We start from the raw sequence: 26002 nt of genomic DNA on the forward strand, positions 1-26002 counted from the left end.
GTGATCGACGAGAGGAAAGTGCCCGGTGAGCACCCCCGAGAACGACTCCTACGAGCCCTCGGCCGAAGAGCGCGTTTCGGACGAGGTCTTTGTTGACGACTCCGTGACCGCGGACGCGGCCGACGAGTCGGCAGAGGCGGGCATCGAAACCGACGAGACGTCCGGCGACGAGCCCGAAGCGCCCGTGGAGGCACAGGCCGAAGAGGCACCGGCCGAAGAGGCACCGGCCGAGGAGGTCGATCCGGCGGAGGCCCTCGAGAAGCAGCTGCGGCTCGAGCCCGGCGACTGGTACGTCGTGCACTCCTACGCCGGCTACGAGAACAAGGTCAAGGCCAACCTCGAGACCCGCGTGCAGAACCTGGACCTGAGCGAGTACATCTTCCAGGTCGAGGTGCCCACCGAAGAGGTCACCGAGATCAAGAACGGCCAGCGCAAGCAGGTCAACCGCAAGGTCCTGCCGGGCTACATCCTGGTGCGCATGGAGCTGAACGACGAGTCGTGGGGCGCGGTGCGCAACACCCCCGGCGTCACCGGGTTCGTGGGTGCCACCTCGCGCCCGTCGCCGCTGACGATCAAAGAGGTCGTGAAGTTCCTGCTGCCGCAGCAGGCGAAGAAGAAGCCCGCCGCAGCCGCCGCCACGACCGCCGAGGGCGCCGCGACCGCCGTCAAGCCCGCCATCGAGGTGGACTTCGAGGTCGGCGAGTCCGTCACCGTGATGGACGGACCGTTCGCGACGCTGCCGGCTTCGATCAGCGAGGTCAACGCCGAGCAGCAGAAGCTCAAGGTCCTGGTGTCGATCTTCGGTCGTGAGACCCCGGTGGAGCTGTCCTTCAACCAGGTGTCGAAGATCTGAGGGTCCGACCCACTCAAGCTTGCGATAGCAGTACGCAAGAACCACACCGAGCAAGAAACTAGGAATAGAGATGCCCCCGAAGAAGAAGAAGATTGCCGGGCTCATCAAGCTCCAGATCCAGGCAGGTCAGGCCAACCCGGCTCCGCCGGTCGGCCCCGCCCTGGGTCAGCACGGCGTCAACATCATGGAGTTCTGCAAGGCGTACAACGCCGCGACCGAGTCGCAGCGCGGCAACGTCGTGCCGGTCGAGATCACGGTCTACGAGGACCGCTCGTTCGACTTCAAGCTGAAGACCCCGCCGGCCGCCAAGCTGCTGCTGAAGGCCGCGGGCGTGCAGAAGGGCTCCGGCGAGCCGCACAAGACCAAGGTCGCCAAGGTCACCATGGACCAGGTGCGCGAGATCGCCAAGACCAAGCAGGAAGACCTGAACGCCAACGACGTCGAGGCTGCCGCGAAGATCATCGCCGGCACCGCGCGTTCGATGGGCATCACGGTCGAGGGCTGAGCGCCGCGACGCGTTGTGACACCGCAGGGCTGACGAAGCCCCGGAGCAGGAACCCGTGGGAGGGCCGGCCAGGCTCGACAACCACGACCGAACCATTCACCTTCCGGTGACAAGTTAGGACAGAACAATGGCAAAGCGCAGCAAGGCGTACCTCGCCGCCGCTGAGAAGATCGACGCCTCGACGCTCTACAGCCCCCTCGCGGCCGCTCGGCTCGCGAAGGAGACCTCGTCGAAGAACTACGACGCCACCGTCGAGGTCGCCATGCGCCTCGGTGTGGACCCCCGCAAGGCGGACCAGATGGTCCGCGGCACGGTCAACCTGCCGCACGGCACCGGTAAGACCGCCCGCGTCATCGTGTTCGCGGTCGGCGAGAAGGCCGCCGAGGCCGAGGCCGCGGGTGCGGACGCCGTCGGCGCGGAGGACCTGATCGAGCGGATCCAGGGCGGTTGGCTGGACTTCGACGCCGCGATCGCGACCCCGGACCAGATGGCCAAGGTCGGCCGCATCGCGCGTGTCCTCGGTCCGCGCGGCCTGATGCCGAACCCGAAGACGGGTACGGTCACCCCGGCTGTCGCCAAGGCTGTCGCCGACATCAAGGGCGGCAAGATCAACTTCCGCGTCGACAAGAACTCGAACCTGCACTTCGTGATCGGCAAGGCGTCGTTCGACGACGCGAAGCTGGTGGAGAACTACGGTGCCGCCCTGGACGAGGTCCTGCGCGCGAAGCCGTCCACCGCGAAGGGGCGTTACGTCAAGAAGGTGACGATCGCGACCACCACCGGACCGGGCATCCCGGTGGACCCGTCGCGCACTCGCAACCTCCTGGAGGACGCCGAGTAGGAGGCTGGTCTCCAGTCTTCGCGGTCAGCGCACGAAATGGCCGGCACGGAACTGCTCCGTGCCGGCCGTTTTGCGTCCGCACATCCGGTCGGGTACGCTTGCCTGCGGAGTTCGGCGCGTGCCGATCTTCACCCCGATCATGTTCTACCCAAGACCGTTGGTCACCGGATCCGCTCGCGGACTCGGTTGAAGGTCCGGGATTGCCCGGCGGCCCACGCAGGAGGACGAGGTAGGGGAGATACGACATCGGTTGCGATGCCGTCTTTCTCTCTGTACGCCCCGTGTGCCCTGCACCGGGGCGTTTTGCATTTTGCGGATTTCGAGTGGAACTTCCCGAGCGGGAAAACGACTGTTACTGAGAGGAGGCGAAGTATGGCAAAGCCTGAGAAGGTTTCTGCGGTTGCGGAGATCACCGAGCAGTTCAAGGACTCGACGGCCGCCGTGATCACGGAGTTCCGTGGTCTGTCGGTGACCAGTCTGACGCAGCTGCGACGCGCTCTCGGAGAGGGTGCCACCTACTCCGTCGCCAAGAACACCCTGGTCAAGCGCGCCGCCGCAGAGGCGGGCGTCGAGGGCCTTGACGACCTGTTCGTCGGACCGACCGCCATTGCGTTCATCAAGGGCGAGCCGGTCGACGCTGCGAAGGCCCTGAAGACCTTCGCGAAGGACAACAAGGCGCTCGTCATCAAGGGCGGCTACATGGACGGCGCTGCGCTGTCCGTGGATCAGGTCAACCAGATCGCGGACCTCGAGTCCCGCGAGGTGCTGTTGGCCAAGCTCGCCGGCGCGATGAAGGGCAACTTGGCAAAGGCCGCCGGCCTGTTCAATGCTCCTGCCTCGCAGGTGGCCCGTCTCGCGGCCGCTCTGCAGGAGAAGATGGCGGACCAGGAGTCTGCCGCAAGCTGATCCGCACCATCGCGAATCACTGACCCACCCACCCCGCGCGCCCCGGCGCGCATCCCATCCGGTCGCGGATCAGCGACATGGGATCCACAAGGAAGGACCGCCACCATGGCGAAGCTCACCACCGAAGAGCTGCTCGACGCGTTCAAGGAACTGACCCTCCTCGAGCTCTCGGAGTTCGTGAAGGCCTTCGAGGAGACCTTCGAGGTCACCGCTGCCGCTCCGGTCGCCGTCGCCGCTGCCGGTGCCCCGGCCGCCGCCGCCGAGGCCGAGTCCGAGCAGGACGAGTTCGACGTCATCCTCGAGGGTGCCGGCGACAAGAAGATCCAGGTCATCAAGGTCGTCCGTGAGATCGTCTCGGGCCTCGGCCTGAAGGAGGCCAAGGACCTCGTCGAGGGTGCTCCGAAGCCGATCCTGGAGAAGGTCGCCAAGGATGCCGCCGAGGCTGCCAAGGCGAAGCTCGAAGAGGCCGGCGCCAAGGTCGCCGTCAAGTAAGACGAACCCGGCTGCCCGACCGCACCGCGGTCGAGCGCTTCGGCAAGGCCGCTGCCCACGGACTCACGTCCGTGGGCAGCGGCCTTTTCGCGCATTCGTGACCGGTTTGCCGAGCGCGCGGAAACCATCCGCGCTAAGTTGACGTCGGTGCCGCACGGGGACGGCATAAGCGCAGGTCATACCCCTGATCGAAGGGGGTTATGCCCGAGTTGACCTGTGTTCTTACTCGCTAGTAGGATCCCGTGTCACAGGTAACACTTCGATGCGCTACAGTGACGCAATCCACAGTGGGGAACAGCATCGAGCCGTGCGGAGGTAATGGTGGGAGTCGAAGTAGCTGTCGAGGGGTTGACGAAGTCCTTCGGGTCTCAGCGGATCTGGCAGGACGTGACGTTGACGCTGCCGGCGGGTGAGGTGTCGGCGCTGCTGGGCCCGTCGGGTACGGGCAAGTCGGTGTTCCTCAAGTCGCTGATCGGTCTGCTGCGGCCGGAGCGGGGCTCGATCGTCATCGACGGCACCGACATCCTGCAGTGCTCCTCGAAGGAGCTCTACGAGATCCGCAAGCTGTTCGGGGTGCTGTTCCAGGACGGTGCGCTGTTCGGGTCGATGAACCTCTACGACAACGTGGCGTTCCCGCTGCGCGAGCACACCAAGAAGTCCGAGTCCGAGATCCGCAAGATCGTGATGGAGAAGCTCGAGCTCGTCGGTCTGCTCGGCGCCGAGGACAAGCTGCCCGGCGAGATCTCCGGCGGCATGCGCAAGCGGGCCGGGCTGGCGCGGGCGCTGGTGCTCGATCCGCAGATCATCCTGGTCGACGAGCCGGACTCGGGGCTGGATCCGGTGCGCACCACCTACATCAGCCAGACGCTGATCGACATCAACGCCGAGATCGACGCGACGATCCTGATCGTCTCGCACAACATCAACCTGGCGCGGACGGTGCCGGACAACATCGGGATGCTGTTCCGTCGGGAGCTGGTGATGTTCGGTCCGCGCGAGGTGCTGCTCACCAGTGACGAGCCGGTGGTCAAGCAGTTCCTCAACGGCACGATGATCGGGCCGATCGGGATGTCGGAGGAGAAGGACGAGGCGACGATGGCGCAGGAGCAGGCCCTCGTCGACGCCGGGCACCACGCCGGTGGGGTGGAGGACGTCGAGGGCATCGTGCCGCAGATGAAGGCCACCCCGGGGATGCCCGAGCGGCAGGCCGTCGCCCGCCGGCAGGAGCGCGTGCGGCACATCCTGCACACCCTGCCCGAGGCCGCCCAGCAGGCCATCCTCGAGTCCTTCGAGGAGACCGGCGGGACGCACGCCGCGCCGGCCTACCCCGAGCATTCCTTCCGCGACGACGACACGCAGGTCATCCCGGCGTACCCCGGTCACGGGTACGACGAGTCCGCCCGCCACAGAAGCTAGGAGCACACATGGGGGTCGGATCGGGCACCAGCTCGTTCGTGCGTCCGATACACGGTGCACTCACCCAGGCCGGAAACATCGTCGAGTTGTTCGTCGACGTCGTGCGGAACACCTTCCGCCGGCCGTTCCAGTTCCGCGAGTTCATCGAGCAGGCGTGGTTCATCGCGAGCGTCACGATCCTGCCCACCGCCCTCGTGGCAATCCCGTTCGGCGCTGTGGTCTCGCTGCAGACCGGGTCGCTGATCAAGCAGCTCGGCGCGGAGTCGTTCACCGGCGCCGCCAGCGTGCTGGCCGTGATCCAGCAGGGCAGTCCCATCGTGACCGCGCTGCTGATCGCCGGCGCGGCCGGCTCCGCGGTCACCGCCGATCTCGGATCGCGCACCATCCGCGAGGAGATCGATGCCATGGAGGTGCTCGGCATCAACCCCGTGCAACGCCTGGTGGTCCCGCGCGTGCTCGCGATGGTTCTCATCGCGCTGCTGCTCAACGGACTCGTCTCCGTCGTCGGCATCGCCGGCGGCTACTTCTTCAACGTGATCCTGCAGGGCGGTACCCCGGGCGCCTACCTGGCGTCCTTCTCGGCCCTCGCCCAGTTGCCCGACCTCTACGTGGCCGAGATCAAGGCGGCGATCTTCGGTGTCATCGCCGGCGTCGTCGCGGCCTACAAGGGCCTGCACCCCGGTGCCGGACCGAAGGGGGTCGGCGAGGCCGTCAACCAGACCGTCGTCATCACCTTCCTTCTGTTGTTCTTCGCGAACCTGATCCTGACGATGGTGTACCTGCAGATCGTTCCGGCGAAGGGATCCTGACTCGATGACAATCGCAAAGGGCCGCGGAGACGTCATCTGGCTCCGCGGGCGCAGAATCGTGCGCGCTCCTCTCGACATGCTGGATCGGGCAGGCGACCAGATGTCGTTCTACGCGCGGGCCATCGCGTGGACCCCGCGCACCCTCGTCCACTACCGCAAGGAGGTGCTGCGGCTGCTCGCCGAGGTCACCTTCGGCAGCGGCGCGCTCGCCGTCATCGGCGGCACCATCGGTGTCATCGCCATGATGTCCGGTTTCACCGGCGTCGTCGTGGGTCTGCAGGGCTACGCCGCCCTCGAGCAGCTCGGCTCCTCGGTGCTCACCGGCTTCCTGTCGGCGTACGTCAACACGCGTGAACTCGCCCCGATCGTCGCGGCCCTGGCGCTGTCGGCGACGGTGGGCTGTGGCTTCACCGCCCAGCTCGGTGCGATGCGGATCAGCGAGGAGATCGACGCGCTCGAGGTGATGGCGGTGCCGTCGGTGCCGTTCCTCGTCACCTCCCGGATGATCGCCGGTTTCGTCGCCGTCATCCCGCTGTACATCATCGGCCTGCTCGCCGCGTACCTCGCGACACGCGTGATCAGCACCCTGTTCAACGGGCAGTCGTCGGGTTCGTACGACCACTACTTCAATCTGTTCCTGCCGCCCGAGGACGTGCTGTACTCCTTCGGGAAGGTCCTCGTCTTCGCCTTCTTCCTGATCCTCATCCACTGCTACTACGGCTTCAACGCCAGCGGGGGACCCGCGGGCGTCGGCGTGGCCGTCGGCCGTGCAGTGCGCACCGCGATCGTCACGATCGCCGTGCTCGACTTCTTCCTCAGCCTCGCCATCTGGGGCACCACCACGACCGTGAGGGTGGCCGGATGAACCCGACTCCCTCGACCCTCAAGCGGAGGGTTCTCGGCCTGCTGTTCTTCGTCGTGCTGGGTCTGTTCCTGTTCGTCACCATCGCGATGTACAACAAGACGTTCAAGAAGGTCGTCGAGGTGGACCTCGTGACCGACGAGGTCGGCAACGCGCTGCCGATGAACGCGGACGTGAAGGTGCGCGGACTGATCGTCGGCGAGGTCCGCGGCACGTCGGCCGAGAGCGGGACGGTGACCGCACATCTCGCGCTCGAACCGGACAAGGCCGGCCTGATCCCCGCGAACGCGACCGCACAGCTGCTGCCGAAGACGTTGTTCGGGGAGCGTTACGTCTCGCTGATCCTCCCGGACCGGCCGGCGCGCCCGATCCAGGCGGGGGACACCCTGATGCAGGACACGAGCGCCGAGACCGTCGAACTCGGCGAGGTGCTCGACGGGCTGCTGCCCCTGCTCGAGGCCATCCCACCGCAGGATCTCGCGAACACCCTCGGCGCCCTGGCCCAGGGCCTGAGCGGCCGCGGCGAGACCCTCGGGCAGACCGTGGACCGGCTCGAGCAGGTGTTCCGCGAGGTGAACGTGGAGCTCCCGGCCGTGCAGGAGGACCTGCGCGGGCTCGCGGACTTCTCCCAGACCTACTCCGACGCCGCGCCCGATCTGATCAGCGCCCTCGACAACCTGCGCACCACCGGCAACACCGTGGTGGAACAGGAGAACCAGCTCGAGACTCTGCTGGTCACGGCGACGGGGGCGTCGTCGGCGACCGCCGGGCTGCTCGAGCAGAACGCCGGGTCGATCATCAGCATCGCCGCCGACTCCAAGCAGGCCCTGCAGTTGCTGGCCCGGTACTCGCCGTCGTACCCGTGCATGCTGAAGGGCTTCGCCGACGCGGCACCCGCGGCTGCGGGGGTGCTCGCGGCCGACGACCCGTTCCCCGGCGTGCGGGCGAGCGTCCAGTTCGTCAATCCGAAGGGCCGGTACCTGCCGAACCAGGACGAGCCGCGCCTGCTCGACGTCCGCGGCCCCACCTGCTACGACAACGTCACGGCCCCGGGCCGGTTCTTCCCGCAGTACCCCGGCGGTTCGATCAACGACGGCTCCTACCAGGTGCCGTCCCGCAACCCGGGCCCGGAGACCATGTCGTACTTCCCGGCCCCCGAGGGGTCCGGGGTGCCGGACGACGTCGGCGAGCTGATCGGGACGACCCCGGCGACGACGCAGGTCTCGTACACCGGGTCGCGGGCCGAGCAGGACGCCCTCGGCGTCGTGTACGCGGAGGCGACGGGCATCGCGCCCGAGGACGTGCCGACCTGGACGACGCGCCTGGGCGCGCCCGCACTGCGTGGAACGGAGGTGAGCTTCCGATGAGAGGCCTGGCAGCACCGCTGATCAAGCTGATCGTCTTCGCCGTGGTCACGATCCTCGCCACCGGAATGCTCGCGGCGACCATCGCGAGCCTCGGCGGCGGCGGAGGCACGAAATTCCACGCGATCTTCACGGACGTGACGTCGCTCAACGAGGGCGACGACATCCGAATCGCCGGCGTCCGCGTCGGCCAGGTCGAGAAGATCGAGATCGTCGACCGGCGCGAGGCGCGCGTGACGTTCTCGATGTCCGACCGGGACTGGCTGCCCGCCGCGACGACCGCGACGATCCGCTACCGGACGCTCGTCGGCCAGCGCTACATCGCCCTCGACCAGGGCGAGGGCATGCAGGGGATGAAGCTGACCGGCGGCGACACCATCCCGCTGGAGCGCACCAAGCCGGCCGTGAACCTGACCACCCTGTTCAACGGGTTCCGGCCCCTGTTCCAGACCCTGAGCGCCGAGGACGTCAACACGCTGTCGTCGCAGATAGTCCAGGTGTTCCAGGGCGAGGCCGGAACCATCGACGACCTGGTGCGCACGACGGCGAGCCTGACCAACACGATCGCCGACAAGGACCGGGTCATCGGTGCGGTCATCGACAACCTGAACTCGGTGCTCACCAACATCAACGAGCGGGACGATCAGCTCGACTCGTTGCTCGTCAACACGCAGGCGCTGGTCAGCGGGCTGGCCGCCGACCGCGACACGGTGGGTGCGGCCGTGCAGTCGCTGGCCGGGCTGACGGACGCGACGGCCGATCTGCTCGAGCCGACCCGGCCGGCCATCGCCGGCTCCGTCACGGCGGTGCAGCAGCTCGGGGCGAACCTGAACAGCAACCGCGACGCGGTCGACGAGGTCCTCGCCACCCTTCCGGTCAAGCTCGAGAAGCTGGGCCGGGTCGCGAGCTACGGGTCGTGGTTCCAGTTCTACCTGTGCGGCATCGACGTGATCGCCGGCCCGGGTTCGGTTCCGTACCTGAACCTGCCGACCGGCCTGCCCACGGTGAACCAGCCGATCTACACCAACGCCGCCAAGCGGTGCACGCAGGACGGGATGCAGGAGTTGCAGGGACGATGAGCAGACGTCGCAGTCCGGCCGTGTCCGGCGCCCTCGGGATTCTCGTGGTCCTGCTGGCCACCCTGTCGGCGTTCTTCCTGGATTCGCTGCCGATCATCGGGGCCGGCGCCACCTACCGCGCGGAGTTCACCGAGGCGGCCGGCCTCAAGCCCACCAACGAGGTGCGCATCGCCGGAGTCAAGGTCGGTCAGGTCACCGACATCGAGCTCGACGGGGACCGGGTGCTCGTGTCGTTCAAGGTCAAGGACGCCTGGCTCGGCAACGACACCTCGGCCTCGATCCAGATCAAGACGATCCTCGGCCAGAAGTACCTCGCCCTCGAGCCGCGGGGCACCGAGGTGCTCGACCCGGATGATCGGATCCCGTTGTCGCGCACCGTAGCCCCGTACGACGTGATCGAGGCGTTCTCGTCCGCGGCCACCACCCTGGGCGAGATCGACTCGGAACAGCTGGCCACGAGCTTCGACACGCTCTCGGAGGCGTTCTCGCAGACACCGGACGACATCCGGGCCTCGCTCGACGGAGTCACCCGGCTCTCGCAGACCGTTGCGAGCCGGGACCAGGAGCTCAAACGGCTGCTCGAGGCGACCGGCCGGACCTCGCAGATCCTCGCCGACCGCAACGCGGAGTTCAACCGGCTGATCAGCGACGGCGCCCTGCTGATCGCAGAACTCAACAACCGGCAGCAGGCCATCTCGCAGCTGCTGACGGGCACGCAGCGGCTGTCTGCCGAGCTGACCGGTCTGGTCCGCGACAACGAGGCGACGATCGGCCCGGCGCTCGACCAGCTCCGGGGAGTGGTGCAGATCCTGCAGGACCGCAACGACGATCTGGACCGCGCGATGAAGCTGTACGAGCCGTTCGTCCGGCTGTACTCGAATGTCGTCGGCAACGGCCGCTGGTTCGACCAGGTCGTCGTGAACCTCATTCCGCCCGGATTGCCGGAGATCCCCGGATACCGCGATCCGGTTCGCACGTTGGGAGAGAACTGATGTCGCATGCCGAGTCCGGTGGCGGCTCACGGCGCGGCCCGATGGTGCTGCTGATCGCCGCGATCACCGCGGCCGTGGTACTGATCGCCGGTGTGCTGTGGTGGGTCTTCAACCGCATGGGAACCACCGAGATCACGGCCTACTTCGACAAGGCCGTCGGGGTGTACGAGGGGTCCGGTGTCCGGGTCCTCGGCGTCGAGGTCGGCAAGGTCACCGCGGTCGTCCCCGAAGGGGACCAGGTGCGGGTGGACATGCGGGTCGACCGCGGCGTCGACATCCCCGCCGACGCCAAGGCCGTGCAGATCACCCCGTCGGTCGTCGCGGACCGCTACGTGCAGCTCGCCCCGGTGTACACCGGCGGCGAGACGATGGCCGACGGCGCCGTCATCCCGCGGGAACGGACCGCCACCCCGGTGGAGGTGGACCAGCTGTACGCCAGCGTCGACGAGCTGTCGCGGGCGCTCGGTCCCGAGGGTGCCAACAAGGACGGCGCCCTGACGCGCTTCGTGGAGACCGGCGCCGAGAATCTCGAAGGCAACGGTGCCGCGCTCGGCCAGACCATCGAGCAGCTCTCCGCCGCGTCGCGCACGCTCAACGAGTCGCGCGGCGACCTGTTCGGCACCATCGAGAACCTGCAGATCTTCGTGTCCGCGCTGGCGGCCAACGATCAGCAGGTGCGCGAGTTCAACGCGCAGTTGTCGGACCTGTCGGGCTATCTGGCCGGCGAGCGGGAGAATCTCGGGCTCGCGCTGAACCAGCTGTCGGAGTCGCTCGGGGTGGTCGCGCAGTTCGTCAACGACAATCAGGCGGCGTTGAAGGACAACGTGGACGCTCTGGTCCCGGTGACGAACAACCTTGCCGCCAACCGGGATTCACTGGTGAACTCGCTGACCCTGCTGCCCCTGGCGGTGAGCAACCTCGTCAACTCCTACGACGCGGAGTCCGGGTCGCTCGCCTCCCGCCTGGTGGTGACCGATCTGCAGGATCCGGCGGGCGTGATGTGCAAGCTCATCGACCTCGGTCGGCTCGTGCCGGGTGACCCGAGGTTCGAGCAGCTCGGCCGGCAGATGCAGCCGCTGATCGATCAGTGTTCCGGCCTCGCCGAGCAGATCACCAACGACGTCCGGACGCCGGATCTGATCCTGCCGTTCGGCGTCCTGAGCGGCGAGAACATCCAGCGCCGGGTGGTTCCCGGCACGGTGCCCGGTGTCGAGTCACCGCGCCTGGACCTGGAGAGGGGCGGACAGTGAGACGCTCGGCGATTCTCGGTGCCGGGGCCTGCGTGACGGCCCTGGCGGTGTCGGGGTGCGGCGGGGCCGCGAGCCTCCCCCTGCCCGGTGGTGCGGACGTCGGGTCCGACCCGATCCACGTGACCGTGCAGTTCGACGACGTGCTCGACCTCGTGCCGCAGTCCACCGTCAAGGTGGACGGCGTGCCCGTCGGCCGGGTGGAGACGGTCTCCGTCGGTCCCGACGGGTGGACCGCCGACGTCGGGATCGTGGTCGACTCGGCAGTGGAGCTGCCGGCCAACGCGTATGCCGCGGTGGAACAGACCAGTCTGCTGGGCGAGAAGTTCGTCCAGCTCAGTCCGCCGCCGAGCGACCCGTCGCGCGAACTGCTCGCCGACGGCGACGTCATTCCGCTGGACCGGACCCGGCACGCCACGGAACTCGAGCCCGTGCTCGGCGCCCTCTCGCTGCTGCTCAACGGCGGCGGCGTCGGCCAGCTGCAGCCGGTGGTCGAGGAGCTGTCCACCGCGTTCGAGGGCCGGGAAGGCACCACGAAGAGCCTTCTGCAACAGGCGGATCGGCTCATCGACGGTCTCAACCAGCAGCGCGACGACATCACCCGCGCCCTCGACGGCCTCGATGTGCTCACCGTCCGGGTCGCGGAACAGAACGACCGCATCGCGGCGATCCTCGACGACCTGCCGGTGGCCACCGCGGTGCTCGAACAGCAGCGGCCCCAGCTGACCGAACTGCTCGGTCAGCTCGACCGCCTGGGGACGGTGGGCACCGACGTGCTCGACCAGTCCAAGGAGGACCTCATCGCCGACCTGCTGGCCCTGCGCCCCACCCTGCAGCAGCTCGCCGCTTCCGGCGACGATCTGGTGAAGGCGCTGCCGTTCATCCCGACGGTGCCGTTCCCCGACGGGGTCGAGAAGATCGCCCTCGGTGGCTCGGTCAACCTGTTCCTCGCCGTGGACCTGCAGATCGGGGACGCGCTGGCCTCGCTCGGCGTCGGTCAGGGCGAGCCGGTCTACCGGCAGCCGAAGTTCGGCGAGCCCAAGCCCGTCGTGGATCCGTCGAACCCGTACTACAACGGCAACGGGCCGAGGCCGGGCTGGCCGACGGTCTCGCTGCTGCCGGTGCTGCCGGCGCCGAAGCTGCCCGTGGGACTCGAACTGCCGCCGGGGGTGACGCTGCCCGGTCAGCCGGCCGCGGCGGCGGACACCGGCGACGACCCGGCGCCGGCCAATCCGCTGGAGGGCCTGTTGAACCAGCTCGGAGTCGGGGGAGGGCGATGATGAGATCGCGAATGCTGCGGATACAGCTGGTCGCGTTCGTGGTGATCGCGCTGCTCGGGGTGGTGTTCGTCGGCGCGCGGTACGTCCGCCTCGACAACCTGCTCGGGTTCGGGCAGTACACCGTCCACGCACGGTTCGCCGATTCGGGCGGCATCTTCACCAACGCCGAGGTCACCTACCGGGGCGTGCCGGTGGGGCGGGTCGGCGAGCTCGGCCTGACCGAGGACGGCATCGACGTCACGCTGCTCCTCGACAACGGCGGGCCGCAGATCCCCGCGTCCACCCGTGCCGTGGTGGCGAACCGGTCGGCGATCGGCGAGCAGTACGTCGATCTGCAACCGGATACCGACGAGGGCCCCTACCTCGAAGCGGGATCGGTCATCGGCCAGGAAGCCACCGACGTGCCCGTGCCCGTGCAGGACCTGCTGGTGAGCACGAACGCGCTCGTCCGGTCGGTGCCGGTGGACTCGCTGCGCACGGTGGTGACCGAGCTGGGGGCGGCGTTCGACGGCCGCGGTGGCCAGCTGCAGACCCTCGTGGACTCCCTGGCCCAGCTCAGCGACGCCGGAGTGCAGTACCTGCCGCAGACGGTGTCGCTGATCCGCGACAGCCAAACGGTGCTCGACACCCAGTCGGTGCAGGCGTCGGCGATCCGGCAGTTCAGCGCGGATCTGGACCTGGTGACCGCGCAGCTGCGCGACAGCGACCCGGACGTCCGTCGCCTCCTCGAGACCGGGACGGCGGCGAGCGAGGAGCTCACGCAGCTGGTCGCGGATTCGGGCCCCGGCCTGACGGCGAACCTGACGAACCTGGCGCTGCTCGGCGACAAGCTCGGCCCGCAGGCCGTCGCGTTGCAGCCGCTGCTCGCGTTCCTGCCGGCCGTGGCGGCCAGCGCCGGGACGGTGGCGCCCGGCGACGGCACGGTCCGGCAGGGCATCCTGCTCGAGACGAACAACCCGCCGTCGTGCACCCTCGGGTACGAGGGCACTCAGGCGATCCTCGACGAGATGCAGCGCCGGGATCCCAACTTCGACGACACCCAACAGGACTTTCCGTTCAACACGGAGGCGTCCTGTGAGGCCCCGCAGGGCAGCGTCACCGGCGTGCGGAGCGCGAACCGGATCGTGTTCGCCGACCCGGCGACGATCCAGCCGTGGGACTTCACGCCGAAGCAGGATCCGGACAAGCTCAATCTGAATCCGATCGCGACGCAGCTCGCGCCGTTGCTCGGAGTCACCCCGAAGTAGGTAAGTAGGTTGGTGCAGTGACCGCAGACACGACGTCCCGTCCCCCGCAGACGGCGGGGGCGGGCGGCGACAAGATACGCAGGATCGTCCTGGCAGTGGTGAGCGTGCTGGCGGTGATCGCCCTCGTGGCGGCCGCCTGGTTCGGCTTCGGATGGGGGCGGGCCCTGCTCGCCGACCGCCCGACGGCCGATGCGCGGGACGCCGCCCTGTCCGGGGCGATGCAGGCCGCGATCAACCTCAACAGCGTCGACGCCGCCGACGTCGACCGGTCGATCGAGAACATGCGTTCGTCGATCACCGGTGAGGCCCTGAACAGCGACCTGGCCGCGACGGAGCAGCAGATCCGTCAGCAGGTGGCACAGACGGGCACGGGCATGTCGGCGAACGTGCTGTTCGGCTCCCTGACGGCGCTGGACACGGACGCGAACACGGCGAACGCCCTGATCGTCCTGGCGGTGAAGACCACCTGGCCCGACAACTTCGTCGAGAACAAGGTCACCGTGAACGTGGCGATGCGCAAGGACGGCGACATCTGGAAGGCGGAGACGATCCAGCCGCTGGACTCGGTGCAGCTCGGCGGCGGGCCCGTGGAAGGAGCGCAGCAACCCGCGCCGCCGGCCGATCCCGCGCCCGTGCCGGGCGATCCTGCGCCCGCACCGGCCGATCCCGGATCCGCCGGAGGCGAGTGAGCCATGAAGGAGAGTGTGTAGTGCCCCCGCAGCGTCGCAAGCCCAATCCGATGGGTCCCCCGAGGGGCCGGCGGCCCAAGATCGCGGGAACGGGCCGGACCCCGGCCCCGGGCGGTGCCGCCCGCCCCGAGACCCCCGAGCCCGCGACGACCGAGCCCGCGACGACCGAGCCCGCGACGACCGAGCCCGCGACGATCGAGCCCGCGACGACCGAGTCCGCGACGACCGGGCCCGCGACCACCGGGCCCGCGACGACCGGGTCCGAGCCGTCCGCGACCACCGCGCCGCAGGCGCCCACACCGGCCCCGGTGGAGCCGGCCGGGAAAGCCCCCACGGCTTCCGGGTCCGAGACGGCCCGCAAGAGCGCTCCCGGCCTGCGCACGCCGGCACCGGTCGAGGACGCCGGAGCGGAGCGGGAGCCGGGGGAGCAGCCCGGCGGCACCGTCGCGCGCGGCAGCTGGCGCCCGGTGGCGATCCTCGGCGGTGCCGCGGTCGCACTCGGTGCGTTCGCCGCGGTCGCTGCCGCCCGTCCCGGCGCGACGGTGAGCAACGAGGCGTGGGTCGACAGCGCCGCGACGGCGGAGGTCACCGCTGCCGCCGGCCATGCGATCGAGACGATGCACGGCTACAACCACGAGACGATCGAGCAGGACTTCGCCGAGATCCGCGAGGTCCTCACCCCGCCGATGCGGGAGGAGTTCGACCTGACCGCGGAGGTCACCAAGCAGGCCGCGGTGCAGACGCACACCGCGACGGAGGTGCGGATCGACCACATCGGTGCGTCGATGCTCGACGACGACCGCGCCGAGGTCGCGGCGTTCATCAGCGTCAGCGCGACGGGCGACGCGGTCGCCCAGGGCAGTGCGTCGGCGCCGCTGCTGGTGCGGATGGAGAGGATCGACGGCAAGTGGCTGGTCTCCGAGATCCGGGACCGGTGACGGACGTTCCGACGGGACAATCGGCCTGGTTGCTCTTGACGCGGGCGGCGTGAGCGGTCACTCTATCGGTACGCACGCACGAATACGCGTCCTGGGCGCCCGGGGTCGGGCGCTTCTTTTCGTGCCGTCGCTCGACATCTGCGACTTTTGGGTGTAAGTTCGGACTTTGCGCTGGCTGCCTCCTGTCCATCCTTCGACCGCATCGCCGGGAGCGTTGCCCTTCGGGGCTCGTTCCGCCGACTTCGTGGTGGGGTTGTCGTTCGGGTTGCGACCAGCGATAACGCCCCACATGAAGAAGCAGGTACAGCGGCGGTCGCACCGGTTGGAGCGGCCCGCGTGAGGTGCTGGAAGGACGCATCTTGGCAGTCTCTAGCCAGACCAAGGCAGTTGCCGGAATCCCCGGAGCCCCGAAGAGGGTGTCGTTCGCGAAGATTCGCGAACCTCTCGAAGTCCCTGGGCTCCTCGATCTACAGACAGATTCCTTCGAATGGCTGATCGGCTCGGAGCGCTGGCGCGCGCTCGCTGCCGAGCGCGGTGACGGCCCCGTCGTCGGTGGCCTCGAGGAGATCCTGGCGGAGCTCTCTCCGATCGAGGACTTCTCCGGGTCGATGTCCCTGTCCTTCTCCGATCCGCGCTTCGACGAGGTCAAGGCCTCGGTCGAGGAGTGCAAGGACAAGGACATGACGTACGCGGCGCCGCTGTTCGTCACTGCCGAGTTCATCAACAACAACACCGGCGAGATCAAGAGCCAGACGGTCTTCATGGGTGACTTCCCGATGATGACCGACAAGGGCACCTTCATCATCAACGGCACCGAGCGTGTCGTCGTCTCGCAGCTGGTGCGCTCCCCGGGCGTGTATTTCGACCGCGCGGTCGACAAGAGCACCGAGAAGGACCTGCACAGCGTCAAGGTGATCCCGGGCCGCGGCGCGTGGCTCGAGTTCGACGTCGACAAGCGCGACACCGTCGGCGTGCGGATCGACCGCAAGCGCCGCCAGCCGGTCACCGTGCTGCTCAAGGCCCTCGGCTGGACCAACGAGCAGATCGTCGAGCGCTTCGGCTTCTCCGAGATCATGATGTCCACCCTCGAGAAGGACAACACGGCCGGCACCGACGAGGCGCTGCTCGACATCTACCGCAAGCTGCGCCCGGGCGAGCCGCCCACCAAGGAGAGCGCGCAGACCCTGCTGGAGAACCTCTTCTTCAAGGACAAGCGCTACGACCTGGCGCGCGTGGGACGTTACAAGATCAACAAGAAGCTGGGCCTGAACGCCGGCCAGCCGATCGAGGCGTCGACCCTCACCGAGGAAGACATCGTCGCCACGATCGAGTACCTGGTGCGCCTGCACGCGAGCGAGACCACCATGACGGCGCCCGGCGGCGTCGAGGTTCCCGTCGAGGTCGACGACATCGACCACTTCGGCAACCGTCGCCTGCGCACCGTCGGCGAGCTCATCCAGAACCAGATCCGCGTCGGCCTGTCCCGCATGGAGCGCGTCGTCCGCGAGCGGATGACCACCCAGGACGTCGAGGCCATCACGCCGCAGACGCTGATCAACATCCGTCCCGTCGTGGCCGCGATCAAGGAGTTCTTCGGAACCTCCCAGCTGTCGCAGTTCATGGACCAGAACAACCCGCTGTCGGGCCTGACCCACAAGCGCCGCCTCTCGGCGCTCGGCCCCGGTGGTCTGTCCCGTGAGCGGGCCGGCCTCGAGGTCCGCGACGTCCACCACTCGCACTACGGCCGCATGTGCCCGATCGAGACGCCGGAAGGCCCGAACATCGGCCTGATCGGCTCCCTGTCGGTGTACGCGCGGGTCAACCCGTTCGGTTTCATCGAGACCCCGTACCGCAAGGTCGAGGGCGGCATCGTCACCGACCAGGTCGACTACCTGACCGCCGACGAGGAGGACCGCCACGTCGTGGCGCAGGCCAACTCGCCGGTCGACGCCGACGGCCGCTTCACCGAGGAGCGCGTCCTCGTCCGCAAGAAGGGCGGCGAGGTCGAGTTCGTCGCGGCGACCGAGGTCGACTACATGGACGTCTCGCCGCGGCAGATGGTGTCGGTGGCCACGGCCATGATCCCGTTCCTCGAGCACGACGACGCCAACCGTGCCCTCATGGGTGCGAACATGCAGCGTCAGGCCGTGCCGCTGGTGCGCAACGAGGCCCCGGTCGTCGGTACCGGCATGGAGCTGCGTGCCGCCGTCGATGCCGGCGACGTCGTCGTCACCGAGAAGTCGGGCGTGATCGAGGAGGTCTCGGCCGACTTCATCACCGTGATGGCCGACGACGGCACCCGTCGCACCTACCGGCTGCGCAAGTTCGACCGCTCGAACCAGGGCACCTGCTCGAACCAGCGGCCGATCGTGGACGAGGGCCAGCGCGTCGAGTCCGGCCAGGTCCTCGCCGACGGCCCCTGCACCGAGAACGGTGAGATGGCGCTCGGCAAGAACCTGCTCGTGGCGATCATGCCGTGGGAAGGCCACAACTACGAGGACGCGATCATCCTGTCGCAGCGCCTCGTGGAGGAGGACGTGCTCACCTCGATCCACATCGAGGAGCACGAGATCGACGCCCGCGACACCAAGCTCGGTGCCGAGGAGATCACCCGCGACATCCCCAACGTCTCCGACGAGGTCCTCGCGGACCTCGACGAGCGCGGCATCGTGCGCATCGGTGCCGAGGTGCGCGACGGCGACATCCTCGTCGGCAAGGTCACCCCGAAGGGCGAGACCGAGCTGACCCCCGAGGAGCGGCTGCTGCGCGCGATCTTCGGCGAGAAGGCCCGCGAGGTGCGCGACACGTCGCTGAAGGTGCCGCACGGCGAGACCGGCAAGGTCATCGGCGTCCGCGTGTTCTCGCGCGAGGACGACGACGATCTGCCCCCGGGTGTCAACGAGCTGGTCCGCGTGTACGTGGCGCAGAAGCGCAAGATCCAGGACGGCGACAAGCTCGCCGGCCGGCACGGCAACAAGGGCGTCATCGGCAAGATCCTCCCGCAGGAGGACATGCCGTTCCTGCCCGACGGCACCCCGGTCGACATCATCCTCAACACCCACGGTGTTCCGCGTCGTATGAACATCGGCCAGATCCTCGAGACGCATCTCGGCTGGATCGGCAAGGCCGGCTGGAACGTCCAGGTGGCCGGGGACGGCGAGCGTCCGGAGTGGGCGAAGAACCTGTCCGACGACATGCTCGCCGCCGAGCCGAACACCAACATCGCCACCCCGGTGTTCGACGGTGCCCGCGAGGACGAGCTGACGGGCCTGCTGGGCTCCACGCTGCCGAACCGCGACGGCGAGGTCATGGTCGGCCCCGACGGCAAGGCGACGCTGTTCGACGGTCGCTCCGGCGAGCCGTTCCCGTACCCGGTGTCGGTCGGCTACATGTACATCATCAAGCTGCACCACCTGGTCGACGACAAGATCCACGCGCGTTCGACCGGCCCGTACTCGATGATCACCCAGCAGCCGCTCGGTGGTAAGGCGCAGTTCGGTGGCCAGCGCTTCGGTGAGATGGAGTGCTGGGCCATGCAGGCCTACGGTGCGGCGTACACGCTGCAGGAGCTGCTCACCATCAAGTCGGACGACGTGGTGGGCCGCGTGAAGGTCTACGAGGCCATCGTGAAGGGCGAGAACATCCCGGAGCCGGGCATCCCCGAGTCCTTCAAGGTGCTCCTCAAGGAGCTCCAGTCGCTGTGCCTGAACGTGGAGGTGCTGTCCAGCGACGGCGCGGCCATCGCGATGGCCGACGGCGACGACGAGGACCTCGAGCGGGCGGCGGCCAACCTGGGCATCAACCTTTCCCGCAACGAGTCGGCCACGGTCGACGACCTCGCGAACTAGGAGCCGACCCGATGAGATACGCCCCGCTCAGCCGGCGCGTATCTCATCGGGCCCCGGCAGCGATAGCGACAACTAGCAGCAACAAAACCCGTAAAGGGGAAAGGAAGTTACGTGCTCGACGTCAACTTCTTCGATGAACTCCGCATCGGCCTGGCCACTGCGGAGGACATCCGCAACTGGTCGTACGGCGAGGTCAAGAAGCCGGAGACCATCAACTACCGCACGCTCAAGCCCGAGAAGGACGGCCTCTTCTGCGAGAAGATCTTCGGCCCCACCCGGGACTGGGAGTGCTACTGCGGCAAGTACAAGCGTGTCCGCTTCAAGGGCATCATCTGTGAGCGCTGCGGCGTCGAGGTCACTCGAGCCAAGGTGCGTCGTGAGCGCATGGGCCACATCGAGCTCGCCGCGCCGGTCACGCACATCTGGTACTTCAAGGGTGTGCCGAGCCGCCTCGGCTACCTGCTCGACCTGGCGCCGAAGGATCTCGAGAAGATCATCTACTTCGCCGCGTACGTCATCACGGCGGTGGACGACGAGCTGCGCCACAACGAGCTCTCGACCCTCGAGGCCGAGATGGAGGTCGAGAAGAAGTCCGTCGCCGATCAGCGCGACGCCGACCTCGAGGCCCGCGCGCAGAAGCTCGAGGCCGACCTGGCCGAGCTCGAGGCGGAGGGTGCCAAGTCCGACGTCCGCCGCAAGGTCAAGGACGGCGGCGAGCGCGAGATGCGTCAGCTGCGCGACCGCGCCCAGCGTGAGCTGGACCGGCTCGAGGAGATCTGGAACACCTTCACCAAGCTCAAGCCGAAGGACCTGATCGTCGACGAGCTGCTCTACCGCGAGCTGCAGGACCGCTACGGCGAGTACTTCACCGGCGCGATGGGTGCCGAGTCGATCCAGAAGCTCATCGAGAACTTCGATATCGACGCCGAGGCCGAGTCGCTGCGCGAGACCATCCGCAGCGGCAAGGGCCAGAAGAAGCTGCGCGCCCTGAAGCGACTGAAGGTCGTCGCGGCGTTCCAGCAGTCCGGTAACTCGCCCATGGGCATGGTTCTCGATGCGGTGCCGGTGATCCCGCCGGAGCTGCGTCCGATGGTGCAGCTCGACGGTGGCCGCTTCGCGACCTCCGACCTGAACGACCTGTACCGCCGCGTCATCAACCGCAACAACCGCCTCAAGCGACTGATCGACCTCGGCGCCCCCGAGATCATCGTCAACAACGAGAAGCGGATGCTGCAGGAGTCCGTGGACGCGCTGTTCGACAACGGCCGTCGTGGCCGGCCGGTCACCGGTCCGGGCAACCGTCCGCTGAAGTCGCTGTCCGACCTCCTCAAGGGCAAGCAGGGCCGGTTCCGTCAGAACCTGCTCGGCAAGCGCGTCGACTACTCCGGCCGTTCGGTCATCGTCGTCGGCCCGCAGCTCAAGCTGCACCAGTGCGGTCTGCCGAAGCTGATGGCGCTCGAGCTGTTCAAGCCGTTCGTGATGAAGCGCCTGGTCGACCTGAACCACGCGCAGAACATCAAGTCCGCGAAGCGCATGGTCGAGCGGCAGCGCCCGCAGGTGTGGGACGTCCTCGAAGAGGTCATCAACGAGCACCCCGTGCTGCTCAACCGTGCTCCTACGCTGCACCGCCTCGGTATCCAGGCGTTCGAGCCGCAGCTCGTCGAGGGCAAGGCCATCCAGCTGCACCCGCTCGTGTGTGAGGCGTTCAACGCCGACTTCGACGGCGACCAGATGGCCGTGCACCTGCCGCTGTCCGCGGAGGCGCAGGCCGAGGCCCGCGTCCTGATGCTGTCGTCGAACAACATCCTGTCGCCGGCGTCGGGTCGTCCGCTCGCCATGCCGCGTCTGGACATGGTGACCGGTCTGTTCCACCTGACCCGCCTGGTCGAGGACGCGCCGGGCGCGTACCGGTCGGCCACCGACGACGAGCCGGAGCAGGGCGTGTACTCGTCCCCGGCCGAGGCCATCATGGCCGTCGACCGCGGCGTGCTCTCGGTGCAGGCCCCGATCAAGGTGCGCCTGACGCGGCAGCGCCCGCCGAAGGACGTCGAGGCCGAGCTGTTCCCCGACGGCTGGAACTACGGTGACGGCTGGACCGTGCAGACCACGCTCGGTCGCGTGCTGTTCAACGAGCTGCTGCCGGTGAACTACGGCTTCGTCAACGACGTCATGCCGAAGAAGCGTCAGGCCGCGATCATCAACGATCTGGCCGAGCGCTACCCGATGATCGTCGTCGCGCAGACCGTCGACAAGCTCAAGGACGCCGGCTTCTACTGGGCCACCCGCTCGGGTGTCACCGTGTCGATGGCCGACGTGCTGGTGCCGCCGGAGAAGAAGGAGATCCTCGAGCGCTACGAGGCGTCCGCGGATCAGCTCGAGCGCAAGTTCGCTCGTGGTGCCCTCTCGAAGGAGGAGCGGCGCGACTCGCTCGTCAAGCTGTGGCAGGAGGCGACCGAAGAGGTCGGTCAGGCCATGGAGGCGCACTACCCGGACGACAACCCGATCCCGACGATCGTGAAGTCCGGCGCCGCGGGCAACATGACCCAGATCCGCTCGCTCGCGGGCATGAAGGGTCTGGTGACGAACCCGAAGGGTGAGTTCATCCCGCGCCCGATCAAGTCCTCGTTCCGTGAGGGCCTGACCGTGCTCGAGTACTTCATCAACACCCACGGTGCCCGTAAGGGTCTGGCCGACACCGCGCTCCGTACCGCCGACTCGGGTTACCTGACCCGTCGTCTGGTCGACGTGTCGCAGGACGTCATCGTCCGCGAGACCGACTGCGGCACCCCGCGCGGTATCGAGATGGTCATCGCCGAGCCCGAGCGCGACGGCGCGGGCAACGAGACCGGCCGCCTGGTGCGCGACGCCCACATCGAGACCAGCACGTACGCCCGTACGCTGGCCACCGATGCGGTCGACGCGGACGGCAACGTCGTCGTCACCCGGGGCAGCGACCTCGGCGACCCGGCGATCGAGGCCCTGCTGGCCGCCGGCATCCGGAAGGTCAAGGTCCGCTCCGTGCTGACCTGCGACACCGGCACCGGCGTGTGCGCCACCTGCTACGGCCGCTCGATGGCGACCGGCAAGCTCGTCGACATCGGCGAGGCCGTCGGTATCGTCGCCGCGCAGTCGATCGGTGAGCCCGGTACGCAGCTGACGATGCGTACTTTCCACCAGGGTGGCGTCGGTGAGGACATCACCGGCGGTCTGCCGCGAGTGCAGGAGCTGTTCGAGGCCCGCGTCCCGAAGGGCAAGGCGCCCATCGCCGACGTCTCCGGCCGCGTGCGCCTCGAGGACGACGACCGCTTCTACAAGATCACCATCGTCCCGGACGACGGCGGCGAGGAGGTCGTGTACGACAAGCTGTCGAAGCGTCAGCGTCTGCACGTGATCCGGAAGGCGAACGGCACCGAGGGCATCCTCGCCGACGGCGACCACGTGGAGGTCGGTCAGCAGCTCCTCGAGGGTGCTGCCGATCCGCACGAGGTGCTGCGTGTCATGGGTCCGCGTCAGGTGCAGGTCCACCTCGTGAACGAGGTTCAGGAGGTGTACCGCAGCCAGGGTGTGTCGATCCACGACAAGCACATCGAGGTCATCGTGCGCCAGATGCTGCGTCGCGTCACGATCATCGACTCGGGTTCGACGGAGTTCCTGCCCGGTTCGCTGGTCGAGCGCAGCGAGTTCGAGGCCTCCAACCGGCGGGTCGTCGCCGAGGGCGGCGAGCCGGCTGCCGGTCGTCCCGTGCTCATGGGTATCACCAAGGCGTCGCTGGCCACCGATTCGTGGCTGTCGGCGGCGTCGTTCCAGGAGACCACTCGCGTGCTGACCGACGCGGCGATCAACTGCCGCTCGGACAAGCTGATCGGTCTGAAGGAGAACGTGATCATCGGCAAGCTGATCCCGGCCGGCACCGGCATCAACCGGTACCGGAACATCCAGGTGCAGCCGACCGAGGAGGCCCGCGCGGCCGCGTACGCGATCCCGTCGTACGAGGATCAGTACTACTCGCCGGAGGGCTTCGGCCAGAACACCGGCGCTGCGGTTCCGCTCGACGATTACGGTTACTCCAGCGACTACCGGTAGATCCGTCGCCGCGGCCGGGAAACCGGCTGCGGCCCGGCTCTCTGCCGTGGCCACGAAGGTCCCGCCCTCTTCTCTTCGGGGGCGGGGCCTTCCTGGTTTCCGGGGTGGGCGTCACGGCCGCGCCGGTCGTCGGCTAGTTTGGGTAGGCACTCCTAACAACCCGAAGGGAACGCCTGTGCCGTCGACCCGAATCCCGAGGCTGCTCGCCGCAGCCGGACTCGCTCTCACGTTCGTCCTGACCGCGTGCTCGTCGGGGAGCGACGAGGCCGGCGAGTCGTCGCCCGCGGCCGGAGGCGCGTTCCCGGTCACGATCGAACACGCCCTCGGCAGCACGACGCTCGACGGCGAACCCGAGCGGGTGGTCACGTGGGGCTTCGGCAGCACCGACGCCGCGCTCGCGCTCGGCGTCGTGCCCGTTGCCATCCCGGCCCAGTCCTACGGCGGCGACGCGCAGGGGGTGCTGCCGTGGATCGGGGACCGGCTCGCCGAGCTGGGCGCCGAGACACCGGCCGTCCTGCCGAACGACGGCACGGACGTGCCGGTGGAGCAGATCGCGGCGGCGCGGCCGGACGTCATTCTCGCCAACTACTCCGGGCTCACCCGGGAGCAGTACGAGACGCTGAGCCGGATCGCGCCGACCGTCGCGTACCCGGACGAGCCGTGGGCCACCCCGTGGCGCGACGTCGTCGCCACCGTCGGGCAGGCGCTCGGCAGATCCGGCGAGGCGGACCGGCTGATCGCCGACACCGAGGCCACCATCGCGGAGAAGGCGGCAGCCTATCCGCAGCTGCGGGGCAGGACCGTCGCCGCGGTCTGGGACACCGGCGACACCTTCTACGTCTACAAGCCGGCCGACTCGCGCGTGGAGTTCCTCACCGACCTCGGTCTGGTGAGCGCACCCAGCGTGGCCGAGCTGAGCACCGACGAGTCCAGCTTCTACTTCACCCTCAGCTTCGAGGAAGCCGGCAAGCTCACCAGCGACATCCTGCTCTCCTACGCCGACGACGCCGCGGCCCAGGAGCGCACGCTCGCCCAGCCGTGGGCGCGGACCATGGGGCAGGTGACCGACGGTCGGGTCGCGAAGGTCAACGGCACCGAGCTCATCGCCGCTGTGTCGCCGCCGACCGTGCTGTCGCTGACGTGGGGCATCGACGCCTATCTCGAGGCGCTCGCCGCCGCGGCCGAGTAGGGCGATTCCCGGTCGGCGTCCCGGTCAGCGCGGGATGTGGAAGTCGACCAGGGCCGCACCACGCGGGCCCAGGTCGTGCCACGGCCCCCGCACCGCCAGCACCGCCACCGCGGAGGTCGGGAACTTCTCGATGATCTGACGGGCGGCGTCCGAGTCGTGGTCGTCCGAGAGCAGCAGCGTCGTCGCGGACAGGACGGGCTCGTGGCCCACCACGAGCAGGGTCGACACGTCGTCCGGGACCTGGCGGATCGCGTCGACGATCTTCCCCGGCGTGGCCTCGTAGAGGTCGTCGAGGATCTCGGTGGGGACCTCGACGGCGGCCTCCGCCAGGGTCTTGCGGGCGCGCGTCGCGCTCGAGCACAGCACGGCGTCGATCGGGGGCTGGTGGGCCCGCAGCCAGCGTCCGGCGAGGCCGGCCTCGCGTCGTCCCCGTGGGGCAAGGGGGCGCTCGTGATCGGCGACGCCGTCCGGGTACGCGGACTTCCCGTGCCGCAACAGGATCAGGGTGCGGGTCATGGGTTCACCCTAGGTGGTCAGGGTCACCGGCGGCCGACGCGTGCCACCGCGCGCACCTCGTCGCCGACCGTGAACCACAGGGTCAGCGCGTCGGTCTCGTGACGGGCGCGCAGGACCAGCGCGTCGCCGGCGACGACCGGCCGAAGGTGCTCGATCACCGCACGGTACGGCGCGGTCTGCAGCTCCGGCCGGCCGGCCAGGTGCTCCTCGATGCCGTGCCAGTAGGCGGCGTTGTTGACGTGGTCGAACGGGTCGATGTCGGTGGCCCGTAGCGGGAAGGCCGTGCCGGCGTCGGCGTCGTCGGACGGCGTGGGCGGCAGCCATGCCCGCCATCGCAGCCGGGTGTCCTCCGCATGGCGGGCCATGTGCTCCCAGAGCCGGTCGCTGATCCGGGCCGGCATCCCGTTGGTGGGCCCGATGTTGATCCAGAACGCCGAGGTGTCGATCAGGGCGTCGCCGGTGCCGTCGAGCCGCACGCGGACGTTGGCCCATCGCGTGGACAAGGCGTCGCACCACCGGCGCAGTTCGAGTTGTTCGCGGAAGCGGGCCGGCCGGTGCACGTCGACGACGGTGCGGCGCACGATCCACAGCGGGTCGGTGGCGGTGGCGTCGACGGCGTCGAGGTTGTCGGTGCCGATGTCCTGCAGGTAGCGGGCCACGCCGTCGAGACGGAGCCGTTCCCGGTTGTCGACGTCGCCGGTGCGCACCGTGCGCGTGGACCGGAACGCGTCGTCGGGCGGGGGCGCGGCCCCGAGGGGCTGCGCCAGCGCGTCCTCCGCCGCGGACTTCTCCGGTGCCGGTTTCGCGGCCGTGTCCGAACCCATTCGTCCCCCTGCTCGTCGTCGG

At 68.5% G+C, this 26002-nt stretch carries 21 protein-coding genes; 19 read left to right on the top strand and 2 right to left on the bottom strand.

Going from position 1 to position 26002, the window contains the following annotated elements; all coding sequences use genetic code 11:
* Positions 1 to 25 precede the first annotated feature (25 nt).
* From nusG to OCS65_RS09840, 19 genes are all read left to right on the top strand, one after another.
* A complete protein-coding gene (gene nusG, locus OCS65_RS09750) occupies positions 26 to 853 on the top strand; it encodes a transcription termination/antitermination protein NusG (RefSeq protein WP_231772627.1) in 828 nt (275 codons plus the stop codon).
* 70 nt (positions 854 to 923) lie between these two features.
* The gene (gene rplK, locus OCS65_RS09755; RefSeq protein ID WP_003937618.1) at positions 924 to 1358 is read left to right on the top strand and encodes a 50S ribosomal protein L11; all 435 of its coding nucleotides are present in this window, start codon (positions 924 to 926) and stop codon (positions 1356 to 1358) included.
* A 127-nt stretch (positions 1359 to 1485) separates the two neighbouring features.
* The gene (gene rplA / locus OCS65_RS09760; protein WP_006940876.1) at positions 1486 to 2199 is read left to right on the top strand and encodes a 50S ribosomal protein L1; all 714 of its coding nucleotides are present in this window, start codon (positions 1486 to 1488) and stop codon (positions 2197 to 2199) included.
* A 372-nt stretch (positions 2200 to 2571) separates the two neighbouring features.
* Positions 2572 to 3105, top strand: coding sequence for a 50S ribosomal protein L10 (gene rplJ, locus OCS65_RS09765; protein WP_006940886.1), 534 nt, complete (start codon positions 2572 to 2574; stop codon positions 3103 to 3105).
* A gap of 105 nt (positions 3106 to 3210) precedes the next feature.
* Positions 3211 to 3597 (top strand): 50S ribosomal protein L7/L12, encoded by a 387-nt coding sequence (rplL, locus tag OCS65_RS09770; protein ID WP_006940888.1) that lies wholly within the window; start codon positions 3211 to 3213, stop codon positions 3595 to 3597.
* Positions 3598 to 3915: 318 nt separating this feature from the next.
* Positions 3916 to 5013, top strand: coding sequence for an ABC transporter ATP-binding protein (locus OCS65_RS09775; protein WP_029545069.1), 1098 nt, complete (start codon positions 3916 to 3918; stop codon positions 5011 to 5013).
* 8 nt (positions 5014 to 5021) lie between these two features.
* On the top strand, positions 5022 to 5822 hold the full coding sequence (locus OCS65_RS09780) for an MlaE family ABC transporter permease (RefSeq protein ID WP_006931311.1): 801 nt from the start codon (positions 5022 to 5024) through the stop codon (positions 5820 to 5822).
* A 4-nt stretch (positions 5823 to 5826) separates the two neighbouring features.
* The gene (locus OCS65_RS09785; RefSeq protein WP_029545068.1) at positions 5827 to 6687 is read left to right on the top strand and encodes an MlaE family ABC transporter permease; all 861 of its coding nucleotides are present in this window, start codon (positions 5827 to 5829) and stop codon (positions 6685 to 6687) included.
* Positions 6684 to 8051, top strand: a complete 1368-nt coding sequence (locus OCS65_RS09790; protein ID WP_006931309.1) for an MCE family protein — start codon at positions 6684 to 6686, stop codon at positions 8049 to 8051. The genes OCS65_RS09785 and OCS65_RS09790 overlap by 4 nt, the downstream gene beginning before the upstream one ends.
* Positions 8048 to 9127 (top strand): MCE family protein, encoded by a 1080-nt coding sequence (locus OCS65_RS09795; protein WP_006931307.1) that lies wholly within the window; start codon positions 8048 to 8050, stop codon positions 9125 to 9127. Before OCS65_RS09790 ends, OCS65_RS09795 begins: the two co-directional genes overlap by 4 nt.
* On the top strand, positions 9124 to 10119 hold the full coding sequence (locus OCS65_RS09800) for an MCE family protein (RefSeq protein ID WP_003937627.1): 996 nt from the start codon (positions 9124 to 9126) through the stop codon (positions 10117 to 10119). Before OCS65_RS09795 ends, OCS65_RS09800 begins: the two co-directional genes overlap by 4 nt.
* The gene (locus OCS65_RS09805) at positions 10119 to 11369 is read left to right on the top strand and encodes an MCE family protein (protein ID WP_006931305.1); all 1251 of its coding nucleotides are present in this window, start codon (positions 10119 to 10121) and stop codon (positions 11367 to 11369) included. The genes OCS65_RS09800 and OCS65_RS09805 overlap by 1 nt, the downstream gene beginning before the upstream one ends.
* On the top strand, positions 11366 to 12646 hold the full coding sequence (locus tag OCS65_RS09810; protein ID WP_006931303.1) for an MCE family protein: 1281 nt from the start codon (positions 11366 to 11368) through the stop codon (positions 12644 to 12646). The genes OCS65_RS09805 and OCS65_RS09810 overlap by 4 nt, the downstream gene beginning before the upstream one ends.
* On the top strand, positions 12646 to 13893 hold the full coding sequence (locus tag OCS65_RS09815) for an MCE family protein (RefSeq protein WP_050035598.1): 1248 nt from the start codon (positions 12646 to 12648) through the stop codon (positions 13891 to 13893). The genes OCS65_RS09810 and OCS65_RS09815 overlap by 1 nt, the downstream gene beginning before the upstream one ends.
* Positions 13894 to 13988: 95 nt before the next feature.
* A complete protein-coding gene (locus OCS65_RS09820; protein ID WP_050035597.1) occupies positions 13989 to 14582 on the top strand; it encodes a hypothetical protein in 594 nt (197 codons plus the stop codon).
* Between the two features lie 20 nt (positions 14583 to 14602).
* On the top strand, positions 14603 to 15520 hold the full coding sequence (locus OCS65_RS09825; protein ID WP_231772628.1) for a hypothetical protein: 918 nt from the start codon (positions 14603 to 14605) through the stop codon (positions 15518 to 15520).
* Positions 15521 to 15861: 341 nt separating this feature from the next.
* Positions 15862 to 19368 carry a DNA-directed RNA polymerase subunit beta gene (rpoB, locus tag OCS65_RS09830; protein WP_029545057.1) on the top strand — a complete coding sequence of 1169 codons (3507 nt, stop codon included), beginning with the start codon at positions 15862 to 15864 and terminating at the stop codon, positions 19366 to 19368.
* 111 nt (positions 19369 to 19479) lie between these two features.
* Positions 19480 to 23451: a DNA-directed RNA polymerase subunit beta' gene (locus OCS65_RS09835; RefSeq protein WP_161995950.1), complete on the top strand. Its 3972-nt coding sequence runs from the start codon at positions 19480 to 19482 to the stop codon at positions 23449 to 23451.
* A 175-nt stretch (positions 23452 to 23626) separates the two neighbouring features.
* Positions 23627 to 24640, top strand: coding sequence for an iron-siderophore ABC transporter substrate-binding protein (locus OCS65_RS09840; RefSeq protein WP_231772629.1), 1014 nt, complete (start codon positions 23627 to 23629; stop codon positions 24638 to 24640).
* Between the two features lie 24 nt (positions 24641 to 24664).
* Here OCS65_RS09840 and OCS65_RS09845 read toward each other — a convergent pair whose 3' ends face one another.
* Both OCS65_RS09845 and OCS65_RS09850 read right to left on the bottom strand, forming a co-directional pair.
* Positions 24665 to 25156, bottom strand: a complete 492-nt coding sequence (locus OCS65_RS09845) for a SixA phosphatase family protein (RefSeq protein ID WP_006931286.1) — start codon at positions 25154 to 25156, stop codon at positions 24665 to 24667.
* A gap of 23 nt (positions 25157 to 25179) precedes the next feature.
* Positions 25180 to 25980 (bottom strand): acyl-[acyl-carrier-protein] thioesterase, encoded by an 801-nt coding sequence (locus OCS65_RS09850; RefSeq protein WP_006931283.1) that lies wholly within the window; start codon positions 25978 to 25980, stop codon positions 25180 to 25182.
* Between the last annotated feature and the right edge of the window lie 22 nt (positions 25981 to 26002).

This window comes from Rhodococcus aetherivorans (genome assembly GCF_025722975.1).
In the GTDB taxonomy this organism is placed as follows: Bacteria; Actinomycetota; Actinomycetes; order Mycobacteriales; family Mycobacteriaceae; genus Rhodococcus; species Rhodococcus aetherivorans.

Bases quoted from the DNA above. Each gene is read 5' to 3' on its own strand.
- rplK (WP_003937618.1), top strand. From the start codon at position 924: ATGCCCCCGAAGAAGAAGAAGATTGCCGGGCTCATCAAGCTCCAGATC.
- rplA (WP_006940876.1), top strand. From the start codon at position 1,486: ATGGCAAAGCGCAGCAAGGCGTACCTCGCCGCCGCTGAGAAGATCGAC.
- rplJ (WP_006940886.1), top strand. From the start codon at position 2,572: ATGGCAAAGCCTGAGAAGGTTTCTGCGGTTGCGGAGATCACCGAGCAG.
- rplL (WP_006940888.1), top strand. From the start codon at position 3,211: ATGGCGAAGCTCACCACCGAAGAGCTGCTCGACGCGTTCAAGGAACTG.
- OCS65_RS09775 (WP_029545069.1), top strand. From the start codon at position 3,916: ATGGTGGGAGTCGAAGTAGCTGTCGAGGGGTTGACGAAGTCCTTCGGG.
- OCS65_RS09780 (WP_006931311.1), top strand. From the start codon at position 5,022: ATGGGGGTCGGATCGGGCACCAGCTCGTTCGTGCGTCCGATACACGGT.
- OCS65_RS09785 (WP_029545068.1), top strand. From the start codon at position 5,827: ATGACAATCGCAAAGGGCCGCGGAGACGTCATCTGGCTCCGCGGGCGC.
- OCS65_RS09790 (WP_006931309.1), top strand. From the start codon at position 6,684: ATGAACCCGACTCCCTCGACCCTCAAGCGGAGGGTTCTCGGCCTGCTG.
- OCS65_RS09795 (WP_006931307.1), top strand. From the start codon at position 8,048: ATGAGAGGCCTGGCAGCACCGCTGATCAAGCTGATCGTCTTCGCCGTG.
- OCS65_RS09800 (WP_003937627.1), top strand. From the start codon at position 9,124: ATGAGCAGACGTCGCAGTCCGGCCGTGTCCGGCGCCCTCGGGATTCTC.
- OCS65_RS09805 (WP_006931305.1), top strand. From the start codon at position 10,119: ATGTCGCATGCCGAGTCCGGTGGCGGCTCACGGCGCGGCCCGATGGTG.
- OCS65_RS09815 (WP_050035598.1), top strand. From the start codon at position 12,646: ATGAGATCGCGAATGCTGCGGATACAGCTGGTCGCGTTCGTGGTGATC.
- OCS65_RS09845 (WP_006931286.1), bottom strand. From the start codon at position 25,156: ATGACCCGCACCCTGATCCTGTTGCGGCACGGGAAGTCCGCGTACCCG.
- OCS65_RS09850 (WP_006931283.1), bottom strand. From the start codon at position 25,980: ATGGGTTCGGACACGGCCGCGAAACCGGCACCGGAGAAGTCCGCGGCG.